Raw genomic sequence first — 12,696 nt, forward strand, 5'->3', positions numbered from 1 at the left:
GGAAAACTTCCTGCACATGATGTTCAACACCCCGTGCGAGATCAAACCGATCAGCCCGGTGCTCGCCAAGGCCATGGACCGGATCTTCATCCTCCATGCCGACCACGAGCAGAACGCATCGACTTCCACCGTACGTCTGGCAGGTTCTTCGGGTGCCAACCCGTTCGCCTGTATCGCCGCCGGTATCGCCGCACTGTGGGGCCCTGCTCACGGTGGTGCGAACGAAGCCGTTCTGACCATGCTGGATGAGATTGGCGATGTGTCGAACATTGACAAGTTCATCGCCAAGGCCAAGGACAAGAACGATCCGTTCAAGCTGATGGGCTTCGGTCACCGCGTTTACAAGAACCGCGACCCTCGCGCGACTGTAATGAAGCAGACCTGCGACGAAGTGTTGAAGGAACTGGGCATTAATAATGATCCGCAACTCGAACTGGCCATGCGCCTGGAAGAGATTGCGTTGACTGACCCGTACTTCATCGAGCGCTCGCTGTACCCGAACGTCGATTTCTACTCGGGGATTATCCTCAAGGCGATCGGCATTCCCACCAGCATGTTTACGGTGATTTTCGCGCTGGCACGTACTGTTGGCTGGATTTCGCACTGGAAAGAGATGCTTTCGAGCCCGTACAAGATTGGCCGTCCGCGCCAGTTGTACACTGGCTACGAGTCGCGTGATATTTCGAAGCTGGAAGATCGTAAATAAGACCTGTCTTGCGATAACGTCTTAAGTTGTACCGGGAACGGCCTCTATTTATATAGGGGCCGTTTTTGTTTGTTTGGTCTCAGCGGCCTGTGGGCCGACTGGATTTGAGGGTTGGGTGTATATCCGTTTTTGCGGGTGCTGCCGCTGGCGGTTTCGCTCTTACAGCGAGTCCCTTTTTCAAACGCCAAAAAGGAACCAAAAGGCTTTGCCCCTGGCGTACGGCACTTCGCTGAGGCTCAGAGTTCCCTCGCTACGGTGTCCATCCGGGGGCATCGCCTACGGTTTGCTTCGCTGCACCTCCTCTCGATGTGTTCGACTTCGTCGAACGGCGCTGCGCGCCTACCCCCTGATGAACACCTCCGCTCGGCCTGCCGATGGGGCAAAAGATCAAAAAACAGAGCCAGATCAAAATCAACTGCCCCTCACCCTAACCCTCTCCCAGAGGAAGAGGGGACTGACCGAGGTGTTTGGGAGAGGTACACCGGCTTGGGATACCGAGTCGAATGCATATTTTGAAAAGCCCACCATCGGCTCCCTCTCCCTCGGGAGAGGGCTGGGGTGAGGGGCAAAAACACCACAAAAACCAAAGCCAAGCGCCCCGTGCTCCACACCACTCAATAGGCCGAGTGTCAGCTCGCCTGCTCTTGATCTTGACCCACGGGCGACGTCGGAAGGCTGAGTGGAGGGATTGATCCGGGGGTGGGAGCGCAGCGACCGTTTGGCGCAGCCAAACACAGCGAGAGGAGGTGCAGCGAAGCAAACCGTAGGCGCTGCGCCCGGATCGATCCCGCAGCGAAGGAACCCCGAGCCCCAGCGAGCGGGCCGCACGTAGGAGCAAGCGTTTTTTGCTTACTTTTTTTGGCGTTTGAAAAAAAGTGAGTCGCCGTCAGGGCGAAACCCTAAGCCGCCGTTACCGCAGCAACGGATATTCACCTAATCAAAAAAAAAACACCAAAGTCCGATAACCGCCCACAAAAAATGCCCCGATCTCTCAACCGGGGCATTCAGCACAACATTACCAAACCATCAAACCATCAGTGAGAAACCGCCCCACTCGCCCCCAACCCAGTCTGCGAACGCACAAACTGCGGGAAGAACAGCGCACGTTCTTTGTCCGCCGCCGCCGACTTATCCGTAATCGAGAAGAACCAAATACCCACAAAGGCAATGATCATCGAAAACAGCGCCGGGTACTCGTAAGGGAAGATCGCCTTCTCATGATGCAGAATCTGCACCCAGATGGTCGGGCCAAGGATCATCAGGCCAACAGCACTGATCAACCCCAACCAGCCGCCAATCATCGCACCGCGTGTGGTCAGCTTCTTCCAGTACATCGAAAGCAACAGCACCGGGAAGTTACAGCTCGCCGCGATCGAGAACGCCAGACCCACCATGAACGCAATGTTCTGGCTTTCGAACAAAATACCCAAGCCAATCGCCAACACCGCCAAAGCAATGGTGGTGATCTTCGACACACGAATCTCGTCCTTCTCGTTCGCCTTGCCCTTCTTGATCACGCTAGCGTACAGGTCGTGAGACACCGCCGAAGCACCGGCCAGGGTCAGACCCGCCACAACCGCCAGAATGGTCGCAAACGCTACCGCCGAGATAAAGCCGAGGAAGATGCTGCCGCCGACCGCGTTGGCCAAGTGCACCGCCGCCATGTTGTTGCCGCCCAACAGTGCGCCAGCAGCATCTTTGAAGGCCGGGTTGGTGCTGACCAGCAGGATCGCGCCGAAGCCGATGATGAAGGTCAGGATGTAGAAGTAGCCGATAAAGCCAGTCGCGTACAACACGCTCTTACGTGCTTCTTTTGCGTCACTCACGGTGAAGAAGCGCATCAGAATGTGTGGCAGGCCAGCGGTACCGAACATCAGCGCCAGACCCAGCGAGAAGGCCGAAATCGGATCCTTGACCAGACCGCCCGGGCTCATGATCGCTTCGCCTTTGGCGTGAACCTTGATCGCCTCGGAGAACAGCGTGTTGAAGTCGAAGCCAACGTGCTTCATGACCATCAGCGCCATGAAGGAGGCACCGGACAGCAGCAACACAGCCTTGATGATCTGTACCCAAGTGGTCGCCAGCATGCCGCCAAACAGCACGTACATGCACATCAGCACGCCGACCAGAATCACCGCAACGTGGTAATCGAGGCCGAACAACAGCTGGATCAGCTTACCGGCACCGACCATTTGCGCGATCAGGTAGAACGCCACCACCACCAGCGAACCGCAGGCAGACAGGGTGCGAATCTGGGTTTGCCCGAGGCGGTAGGATGCCACGTCGGCAAAGGTGTATTTACCCAGGTTACGCAGACGCTCGGCGATCAGGAACAGAATGATCGGCCAGCCGATGAGGAAGCCGATCGAGTAGATCAGGCCGTCGTAGCCGGAGGTGAACACCAGCGCGGAAATTCCCAGGAAGGACGCCGCCGACATGTAGTCACCGGCAATCGCCAGACCGTTCTGGAAACCGGTGATCTTGCCACCCGCCGCATAGTAGTCGGCGGCCGAATTGTTTTTCTTCGAGGCCCAGTAGGTGATGTACAGCGTGGCACCGACGAACGCCACGAACATCAGGATCGCAGGAATATTCAGCGGCTGTTTGGCCACTTCACCCGTCAGCGCATCCGCCGCCCAGGCACCCGGTGCAAATGCTGCAACACTTAATAAAGCCAGTAGACGCCGGATCATTGCTGAGCCTCCTTGAGAATCGCATTGTTCAGGTCGTCAAACTCGCCATTGGCGCGGCGCACGTAGATACCGGTCAAGATGAAGGCAGACAGAATCAGGCCGACACCGATCGGGATACCCCAGGTAATGGATGATTCAGGACTGATCTTCGCGCCCAGAATATGCGGCCCGTAAGCAATCAGAAGGATGAATGCGGAGTAAAGCCCTAGCATGATTGCCGAGAGAATCCAGGCGAATCGTTCCCTTTTCTGTACCAGCTCCTTGAATCGGGGACTGTTTTGAATCGAGAGGTAAATGCTGTCGTTCATTGTTTTTATCCTCGCAGCACAAATTATTGTTGGAACATAGCTAATGTATGCGGCTGCGGGAGCGGGAACAGACGACCTTAGTAGTAGAACGCCATGACACTTTTGCCAATATCCGGTACAGCACAAAACAACTGTGGGAGCGAGCCTGCTCGCGAAAGCGTCGGTTCAGTCGAAATATGTATCAACTGACAGATCGCATTCGCGAGCAGGCTCGCTCCCACAGTGGGGTACGGCGGTGTGGCGGTTATTTAGTCCAGTCAGCCACGCGATCCGGGTGTTTGGCCACCCAATCTTTCGCTGCGGCTTCAGGCTTGGCGCCGTCTTGAATCGCCAGCATCACTTCGCCGATTTCGTCTTTCGAAGCCCACTGGAAGTTCTTCAGGAACTTGGCCACTTCCGGTGCCTTGGCTTCCAGCCCTTTGCTGCCGATGCTGTTCACGGTTTCAGCCGCGCCGTACACGCCTTTCGGGTCGTCGAGGAAGCGCAGTTTCCACTTGGCGAACATCCAGTGCGGCACCCAACCGGTGACGGCGATGGACTCGTTTTTCTTCTCGGCACGGGTCAGCTCGGCAATCATGCCGGCGCCGGAACTGGCTTTAAGGCTGTATTTGTCGAGGCCGTAATCCTTGATCGCTTGATCGGTCTTGAGCATCACGCCCGAACCGGCGTCGATGCCGACGATGCGGTTTTTGAAGGTGTCGTCGGTTTTCAGGTCTTCGATCGATTTGGCTTTGACGTACTCCGGCACGATCAGGCCGATTTTTGCATCCTTGAAGTTCGGGCCGTAATCGACGACCAGATCCTTGTTTTTCGTCCAGTATTCGCCGTGCGTTACTGGCAGCCAGGCCGAGAGCATGGCGTCGAGTTTGCCGGTGGCAACGCCCTGCCACATGATCCCGGTGGCGACGGCTTGCAGTTTCACGTCGTAGCCGAGTTTCTGTTTGATCACTTCGGCGGCTACGTGGGTGGTCGCCACGCTGTCGGACCAGCCGTCAACGTAACCGATGTTCAGGGTCTGCTTTTCTGCACTGGCGAAAGTGGAGCTCATCGCAAGCACCAGAGCAGCACTTGCGCCTAAAAGTCGTCGCATCTTCATCGTTACTTCCCCGAAATGCTGCGCCCGACGGATGACGGGCGGCGTCAACGTATTGTTATGGTGCACAGCGCCCCCATCACGCCCGACCGCAAACTCGCTGGAACATCAGTGGAGTGCTGATGCTTTGATCATCAACCTCACGCCCCTCGCGACCTGCTCTGTCAGCGACCTCAAGACAATAAGAAACGACATCAGAAGGCCATTAACTGCCTTCGAATAATTGGCGCCAGACAATCCGCCCGAACTTTGCATGTCAAAATCGTGCGGGCCACCAACCCCTCTATAAATGCAGGTAACATGCGTCGCTTTGCAGCCACTCGGCCCGACCATGTCCGCGACGTCCCGCTTCCCCTTCCCTGCTTATTTATTCGCCTGCCTGCTTGGGCTGTTTGCGCTCGGTGGCTTCTGGTATGGCCTCGGCCAACCGGTGTTTCTGCCGGACGCCGCGACGCCAACGCACAAGTTGCAATGCGCGTCCTATACGCCGTTTGATAAGGATCAGTCGCCGTTCGACGTGCCGTTCAAACTGCGCCCGGAGCGTATGGACGCTGACCTCGCGCTGCTGGCGACACGTTTTGAATGCATTCGCACCTACTCGATGACAGGTCTGGAAGCGTTGCCGGATCTGGCGCGCAAACACGGTCTGAAATTGATGATCGGCGCGTGGGTCAACAGCAACCCGGTCGACACTGAAAAGGAAGTCGACCTGCTGATCAAATCGGCCAACGCCAACCCGGACGTGGTCAGCGCGGTGATCGTCGGCAACGAAGCGCTGCTGCGCAAAGAAGTCACCGGCGCGCAACTGGCCCGACTGATCAACAAGGTCAAAAGCCAGGTCAAGCAACCGGTTACGTACGCCGATGTTTGGGAGTTCTGGCTCAAGCACCCGGAAGTCGCGCCGGCGGTGGATTTCCTGACCATTCACTTGCTGCCGTACTGGGAAGATGATCCGTCGAACATCGATGCCGCCCTGCAACACGTGGCGGATGTGCGCCGCGTGTTCGGCAACAAGTTCGCACCGAAAGACGTGATGATTGGCGAAACCGGCTGGCCGAGCGAAGGCCGTCAGCGCGAGACCGCCCTGCCGAGCCGGGTCAACGAGGCCAAATTCATTCGTGGTTTTGTCGCGATGGCCGAAAAAGAAGGCTGGCATTACAACCTGATCGAAGCGTTTGACCAGCCGTGGAAACGTGGCAGTGAAGGCGCTGTCGGCGGGTATTGGGGTCTGTTTGATGCGGATCGTCAGGACAAAGGAATTCTCGCCGGGCCGGTGACCAATGTGCCGTACTGGAAAGAATGGCTGGCGGTCGGTGGTTTGATTTTCCTCGGCACTTTGCTGCTGGGCGGGAGTGTTCGAAGCACGCGCGCTGCACTGGTGTTGCCACTGCTGGGCGCCCTCGCCGCGTGTTCGATTGGCGCATGGGGCGATCTGGCGCGCGTGACCACGCGGTTTACCAGTGAATGGCTGTGGGTTGGTTTGCTGACGGCGCTGAATTTGTTGGTGCTGGCGCATGCGGCGCTGACGCTGAGTGCGCGGACGGGATGGCGTGAACGGGCGTTCAACCTGCTGGAGCGTCGCGCGGGCTGGCTGGTCGCGGCGGCAGGGTTTGCCGCAGCGGTGATGATGCTGGAGATGGTCTTCGACGCGCGTTATCGCAGCTTTGCGAGCATGGCGTTTGTGCTGCCGGCGCTGGTTTACCTGAGCCGCCCGGTGAGCGTGCCGCGTCGGGAGATTGCCTTGCTGGCGTTTATCGTCGGCGCGGGGATTGCGCCGCAGTTGTATGTGGAAGGTTTGCAGAATCAGCAGGCGTGGGGCTGGGCGTTGGTGAGCGGGTTGATGGTAGCGGCTCTTTGGCGCTGCCTGCGGGTTCGCAAGGGCTGATCTGTAGCGAGGCTGACGGCCTCTTCGCGAGCAAGCCCGCTCCCACATCTGGAATGCATTCTCCTGTGGGAGCGGGCTTGCTCGCGAAGACTGACTATCTAGCGCTACGAGACTCCCGGACCAAACGCAACCCGGCAATCACCGCCGCAAACACCGCCAGCGTCGTGTTGTACAACGCCAGCGCCGGCAATCCGGCCACCAGCGCCAACACCGCCAGCCACCACCCTGCCCGCCCGGGCACGACAAAACCGATCAGCGCCGCACCCAGTGCCGTCCAGCCCAGCACCTTGAAATGAATCATCAAACCAAGGTTCGAGCGCACCTGGCATTCCCAACGGCTGGCCTCATCCACACAGATGCCCACCCATTTGCCGTCTTCCATAAAGCCATAACGCGCGCCATAGCTGGCGGCCAGCCACAGCGGCAACAAAACAAGCAGCAAAATCCAGGGCAAGCGGCGGGACATGAAGCACTCCAATCTTCGGAAATCGGCGGCCAGCTTAATCTGCCTTCAATACTTCGCAAGCGATAACAACTGTTAACTGTTCATCAAGGGCGTGCAAAGTGTATCGTCCAGCTACTATTACTCCGAATTCTGCCTGTTTGGTGCCGCTGCATGGCACTTTGGCGCAAACCCGGTGGTCATAGCCTGCGAACTTCATTCGGCACCTTCCTCTAAGGGATCTAGTCATGCTCCGTTCCTTGCGCTTCGCCGCGCTGTTCAGCGGCCTTATTTTGAGTGCGTCCGCACTGGCGGTGGATATCGACCCCGCCAGCTATGGCTACCCCCTCACCAACCCGTTTGAGGCGACTATCGCCACCACCCCGCCGGATTTGCGTCCGGAGCTGCCGCTGGATGACGACATCGATCAGTCCGATCGCAGCCTGACGTTGCGCCCGGAGCGCGAATTCATTCTGCCGGACAACTTCTGGGCGGTGAAAAAGCTCACCTACCGCATCGCCACCCAGGACAAACCGGCCCCGCTGATCTTCCTGATCGCCGGCACCGGCGCGCGCTATGACAGCACGCTCAACGAATACCTGAAAAAGCTCTACTACAAGGCCGGCTACCACGTCGTGCAGTTGTCGTCGCCGACCAGTTTCGACTTCATCAGCGCCGCTTCACGTTTTGCCACCCCCGGCATTACCAAGGACGATGCTGAAGACATGTACCGGGTCATGCAGGCCGTGCGGGCGCAGAATCCGAAATTGCCGGTGACCGAGTATTACCTCACCGGTTACAGCCTCGGTGCGCTGGACGCAGCCTTCGTCGCGCATCTGGACGAAACCCGCCGCAGCTTCAACTTCAAGAAAGTCCTGCTGCTCAACCCGCCGGTCAACCTCTACACCTCGATCAGCAACCTCGACAAGCTGGTACAGACCGAAGTGAAAGGCATCAACAACAGCACCACGTTCTATGAACTGGTGCTGAACAAGTTGACCCGCTACTTCCAGCAGAAAGGCTACATCGACCTCAACGATGCACTGCTCTATGACTTCCAGCAGTCCAAGCAGCATTTGACCAACGAGCAGATGGCGATGTTGATCGGCACCTCGTTCCGCTTCTCGGCAGCCGACATCGCGTTCACCTCGGACTTGATCAATCGTCGTGGTCTGATCACCCCGCCGAAAACCGAGATCACCGAAGGCACCAGCCTCACGCCGTACCTCAAACGTGCGCTGCAGTGCGACTTCGAATGCTATCTGACCGATCAAGTGATTCCGATGTGGCGCGCGCGCACTGACGGCGGCAGCCTGCTGCAACTGGTCGATCAGGCCAGCCTGTATGCGCTTAAGGATTACCTGCATGACAGCCCGAAAATCGCCGTGATGCACAACGCCGACGACGTGATCCTCGGCCCGGGCGACCTCGGTTTCCTGCGCAAGACCTTCGGCGACCGCCTGACCGTTTATCCATTGGGCGGCCATTGCGGCAACATTAACTACCGCGTCAACAGCGACGCCATGCTGGAGTTCTTCCGTGGCTAAATATCTCCTGCTGGCGACAGCGTTACTCTGTGCAGGCGTGGCTCAGGCCGACAACAGCAAAGCCAATGCACCGGTGGTGGTCGACAGTGACGGCTTCAAGGAGCCGCTGTCGAAACTGAAATTCAACCCGGGTCTGGATCAGCGCGAATTCGAGCGTTCGACGCTCAACGCGCTGAACGTCTACGACCCGCTGGAATCGTGGAACCGCCGCGTTTACCACTTCAACTACCGCTTCGACGAATGGGTGTTCCTGCCGGTGGTCGACGGTTATCGCTACGTGACGCCGAGCTTCGTGCGCACCGGCGTGAGCAACTTCTTCAACAACCTGGGTGACGTGCCGAACCTGATCAACAGCTTGCTGCAGTTCAAGGGCCAGCGTTCGATGGAAACCACCGCGCGCCTGCTGTTCAACACCACGATCGGCATCGGCGGCCTGTGGGATCCGGCAACCGCGATGGGTCTGCCGCGCCAGAGCGAAGACTTCGGTCAGACCCTCGGTTTCTACGGCGTACCGGGCGGTGCCTACTTCGTGCTGCCAATCCTCGGCCCGTCGAACATCCGCGACACCGCCGGCCTCGCCGTGGACTACACCGCCGAATCGGCGATCAACTTCCTCAACGTTTCGGAAGTCAGCTCCGACCACCCGGAAGTCTGGGCCCTGCGCACGGTCGACAAGCGCTACCAGACCAGCTTCCGTTACGGCCAGATGAACTCGCCGTTCGAGTACGAGAAAGTGCGTTACGTGTACACCGAAGCACGCAAGCTGCAGATCGCCGAATAGTTTTCGGCGGGTACAAAAAAGGGCCATTCGATGCGAGTCGAATGGCCCTTTTTTTAGATCAAAGGATCGCAGCCTGCGGCAGCTCCTACATGGGCATCGCGTACACCCTGTAGGAGCTGCCGAAGGCTGCGATCTTTCAGCCTTTAACAGATTTCCAGATCTTGCCGACGACGGAAACCACCGCCAGCACCACTGCCCCGGCAATAATCCCCGCCACGCCATTCAGCAACATCGGCACCGCAAACCCGGCCCCACCGGCCGCCGCGCCCACACCTTCAATCCAGTGATGCACCACCGGCACGCCGTGAGTAAGGATGCCGCCGCCGACCAAAAACATCGCCGCCGTACCGACCACCGACAAGGTTTTCATCATGTACGGTGCCGCGCTCAGAATGCCGCTGCCGATTTTCTTGGCTGCCTGCCCAGGCTTCTGCGTCAGCCACAAACCGAGGTCGTCGAGTTTGACGATGCCCGCCACCAACCCGTAAACGCCAACAGTCATGACAATGGCGATGCCCGACATCACGACCACTTGCTGAGTCAGCGACGCATCCGCCACGGTGCCGAGGGTGATCGCGATGATTTCTGCCGAGAGGATGAAATCCGTGCGGATCGCACCCTTGATCTTGTCCTTCTCGTAGGCAACCAGATCGGTCGCAGGATCAGCCACTGCTTCCTTCAGTTGCGCATGCTCGGTGTCGTCTTCAGCCTTGCTGTGCAGAAATTTATGCGCAAGTTTTTCGAAACCCTCGAAGCACAGGTAAGCACCGCCGACCATCAACAGTGGCGTCACCAGCCACGGCACGAACGCACTGATCGCCAGCGCCGACGGCACCAGGATCAATTTGTTGACGAACGAACCCTTCGCCACCGCCCAGACCACGGGAATCTCGCGCTCGGCACGCACACCGGAGACTTGCTGGGCATTCAGCGCCAGATCATCGCCGAGCACGCCCGCGGTCTTCTTGGCGGCCATTTTGGTCATCAAGGCAACGTCGTCCAGAACGGTGGCGATGTCATCGATCAGCACCAGCAAACTGCTTCCTGCCATGAATCCTGTTTCCTTTTATGTATGAATGTTGCGAAGCATAACGCGACCATAGACCACGCGGTGCATTCTTGAGCGCTGCGCGAGGCCGGTGCTACCATGCGCAACCGCCAGAACAGGCAAGGAACCACCGGGTTTATGAGCACAATCCGCGAGCGCAACAAAGAACTGATCCTGCGTGCCGCCAGTGAGGAGTTTGCCGACAAGGGCTTCGCTGCGACCAAAACCAGCGACATCGCCGCCAAGGCGGGATTGCCCAAGCCCAACGTCTACTACTACTTCAAGTCCAAGGAAAACCTTTACCGCGAGGTACTGGAAAGCATCATCGTGCCGATTTTGCAGGCCTCGACCCCGTTCAATCCGGACGGCGTACCGAGCGAAGTGCTGAGCGGCTACATCCGCTCGAAGATCCGCATCTCCCGCGATCTGCCGTTCGCCTCGAAAGTGTTCGCCAGCGAAATAATGCACGGCGCCCCACACCTGAGCGCCGACCTGGTCGAGCAACTCAACGGCCAAGCCAAGCACAACATCGACTGCATCCAGAGCTGGATCGACCGCGGCCAGATCGCCCCGATCGACCCTAATCACCTGATGTTCAGCATCTGGGCCGCGACCCAGACTTACGCCGACTTCGACTGGCAGATTTCTGCGGTGACCGGCAAGGACAAGCTGGACGAGGCGGATTACGAGGCGGCGGCGCAGACGATTATCCGGTTGGTGCTGAAGGGGTGTGAGCCGGATCAGTAAGACCGCGTTGACTGCTTCGCGAGCAGGCTCGCTCCCACATTGGATCTGTGGCGTTCAAAAATCCCCTGTGGGAGCGAGCCTGCTCGCGAACGGCGGCAACACAGAACAATGCTCAAACCCAAATCGCATCCCACAGGGGATAGTCGCCAATTTTCTCGACCAGACCTGCCCGCAACGGGTTGGCCACGATATACCGAGCCAACTTCACCAGATCTTCTTCTCTGCGCAATGCACGATCATGAAAGCCTGATTGCCAAATACTGGTGTCTCTACCCGTTGAGAGATTCACGGCTTTGGTACTGAGGGATTTGGTTCGCTGCATCAACTCACCAAGCGAACCACTCTTCAATTCGATCAGCCAGTGAAAATGATCCGGCATGACAACCCATGCCAGCGTGTTTGCAAATCCCTTTCCCTCTGCGACCCGGAACTGGTTCACGACCAATCGGCCAAGCGCAAAGTCGTTGAAAATAGGGCGTCTCCCCGCCGTATTGGTAGTCAGCAGGTAGATGCGGTTGTGTTCGGAGTAGCGGCCGACTCGCAAGCGATGTGAAGCAGATAGATCCAGCATTCCTTTGCCTTTTCATATGCGGTTTATGAAAAGGCTAGTTCTGTGAATGTCGGAGCAGGTGCCGGTTTTTAGCAAGATGTGTTTTTGAGATCGTATTCGCGAGCAGGCTCGCTCCCACAGGGGGGTCGGGGTATTCAGACATTTTGTGTCGAACCACAAATCCAATGTGGGAGCGAGCCTGCTCGCGAAAGCGATTAATCAGACGCTAACAATCAAGCAGCCACCCCCGCATCCGCCCGCAACTCCAGCGCCTCCACCGCTTTAATCGCCACTTGCTCATCAATATCCGACAGATCGCCGCTGATCCCGATCGCTCCCAGCACATTCCCCGCCTGATCACGAATCAACACACCGCCCGGTGCTGGCACGACGCTGCCCTGACCCATGCTGTTCAGCGCAGCAATAAAGGCCGGGCGTTGTTGGGCGTCGAGGGCGAGCAGGCGCGAGCCTTTGCCGAGGGCGATGGCGCCCCAGGCTTTGCCGATGGCGATTTGTGGGCGCAGAAGGCTGGCGCCGTCTTCGCGTTGCAGGGTCACCAGGTGGCCGCCGGTGTCGAGTACTGCGATGGTCAGGGGGGCGGCGTTGATGCCGCGCCCTGCGTTGATGGCCTCGTTGACCAGTTTGACTGCGACTTTCAAGGTTAAAGCGCTCATGGTGCCGTCCTCATTTTGTTATAGGGAAAGTCGTGGGCCTGCGGTTTTGTGCCGCAGTCCGATGCAACAAATAGAACACAATGAATTATTTTTTTGTATACAATAATTCTCGAAAAGCGCCACATGCGACGAAAAGCCACAGTCATAAAGGCTTCCGACGAATGAAACAGGCGCTTGAGAAAATGGATTGACCTGCGCCGTCCGCCGTGAATACACTCTGCG

The 12,696-nt window shown here is 58.0% G+C and carries 13 protein-coding genes; 5 read left to right on the forward strand and 8 right to left on the reverse strand.

Annotated features, from left to right (window positions below):
* Window positions 1-706 (forward strand): citrate/2-methylcitrate synthase (locus ACIP1X_RS25470; RefSeq protein ID WP_400755650.1); only part of this gene is annotated, 706 nt, incomplete at its 5' end.
* Window positions 707-1,740: 1,034 nt separating this feature from the next.
* Here ACIP1X_RS25470 and ACIP1X_RS25475 read toward each other — a convergent pair.
* The 3 genes from ACIP1X_RS25475 to ACIP1X_RS25485 form a co-directional block, all read right to left on the reverse strand.
* Window positions 1,741-3,399 carry a cation acetate symporter gene (locus ACIP1X_RS25475; protein WP_400755651.1) on the reverse strand — a complete coding sequence of 553 codons (1,659 nt, stop codon included), beginning with the start codon at window positions 3,397-3,399 and terminating at the stop codon, window positions 1,741-1,743.
* Entirely contained in the window at window positions 3,396-3,707 is a 312-nt protein-coding gene (locus tag ACIP1X_RS25480; protein ID WP_016987516.1) for a DUF485 domain-containing protein, read from the reverse strand. Before ACIP1X_RS25480 ends, ACIP1X_RS25475 begins: the two co-directional genes overlap by 4 nt.
* Before the next feature lie 244 nt (window positions 3,708-3,951).
* Window positions 3,952-4,803, reverse strand: a complete 852-nt coding sequence (locus ACIP1X_RS25485; protein WP_053118481.1) for a glycine betaine ABC transporter substrate-binding protein — start codon at window positions 4,801-4,803, stop codon at window positions 3,952-3,954.
* 286 nt (window positions 4,804-5,089) lie between these two features.
* Between ACIP1X_RS25485 and ACIP1X_RS25490 the strand changes: the two genes are divergently transcribed.
* On the forward strand, window positions 5,090-6,685 hold the full coding sequence (locus ACIP1X_RS25490; protein ID WP_400755652.1) for a glycosyl hydrolase family 17 protein: 1,596 nt from the start codon (window positions 5,090-5,092) through the stop codon (window positions 6,683-6,685).
* A 94-nt stretch (window positions 6,686-6,779) separates the two neighbouring features.
* On the opposite strand, the gene ACIP1X_RS25495 is transcribed toward ACIP1X_RS25490, so the two are convergent.
* A complete protein-coding gene (locus tag ACIP1X_RS25495; RefSeq protein ID WP_400755653.1) occupies window positions 6,780-7,151 on the reverse strand; it encodes a hypothetical protein in 372 nt (123 codons plus the stop codon).
* A gap of 224 nt (window positions 7,152-7,375) precedes the next feature.
* Between ACIP1X_RS25495 and ACIP1X_RS25500 the strand changes: the two genes are divergently transcribed.
* Window positions 7,376-8,674, forward strand: coding sequence for a serine/threonine protein kinase (locus ACIP1X_RS25500; protein WP_053118475.1), 1,299 nt, complete (start codon window positions 7,376-7,378; stop codon window positions 8,672-8,674).
* Window positions 8,667-9,455 (forward strand): VacJ family lipoprotein, encoded by a 789-nt coding sequence (locus ACIP1X_RS25505; protein WP_400755654.1) that lies wholly within the window; start codon window positions 8,667-8,669, stop codon window positions 9,453-9,455. The genes ACIP1X_RS25500 and ACIP1X_RS25505 overlap by 8 nt, the downstream gene beginning before the upstream one ends.
* A gap of 136 nt (window positions 9,456-9,591) precedes the next feature.
* Here ACIP1X_RS25505 and ACIP1X_RS25510 read toward each other — a convergent pair whose 3' ends face one another.
* Window positions 9,592-10,506: a DUF808 domain-containing protein gene (locus ACIP1X_RS25510; protein ID WP_053118471.1), complete on the reverse strand. Its 915-nt coding sequence runs from the start codon at window positions 10,504-10,506 to the stop codon at window positions 9,592-9,594.
* 135 nt (window positions 10,507-10,641) lie between these two features.
* Here ACIP1X_RS25510 and ACIP1X_RS25515 point away from each other — a divergent pair, with 135 nt between their 5' ends.
* Entirely contained in the window at window positions 10,642-11,250 is a 609-nt protein-coding gene (locus tag ACIP1X_RS25515; RefSeq protein WP_008083515.1) for a TetR/AcrR family transcriptional regulator, read from the forward strand.
* A 112-nt stretch (window positions 11,251-11,362) separates the two neighbouring features.
* Here ACIP1X_RS25515 and ACIP1X_RS25520 read toward each other — a convergent pair whose 3' ends face one another.
* The 3 genes from ACIP1X_RS25520 to ACIP1X_RS25530 all read right to left on the reverse strand — a co-directional run.
* Entirely contained in the window at window positions 11,363-11,821 is a 459-nt protein-coding gene (locus tag ACIP1X_RS25520) for an REP-associated tyrosine transposase (RefSeq protein ID WP_400755655.1), read from the reverse strand.
* A gap of 212 nt (window positions 11,822-12,033) precedes the next feature.
* Entirely contained in the window at window positions 12,034-12,474 is a 441-nt protein-coding gene (locus ACIP1X_RS25525) for a heme-binding protein (protein ID WP_053118462.1), read from the reverse strand.
* Window positions 12,471-12,696: hypothetical protein (locus tag ACIP1X_RS25530; protein WP_400755656.1), on the reverse strand; the 226-nt coding region annotated here is incomplete at its 5' end. The genes ACIP1X_RS25530 and ACIP1X_RS25525, both read right to left, overlap by 4 nt.

Origin of the sequence: Pseudomonas sp. NPDC088885 (assembly GCF_044750025.1) — a bacterium.
In the GTDB taxonomy this organism is placed as follows: Bacteria; Pseudomonadota; Gammaproteobacteria; order Pseudomonadales; family Pseudomonadaceae; genus Aquipseudomonas; species Aquipseudomonas rustica.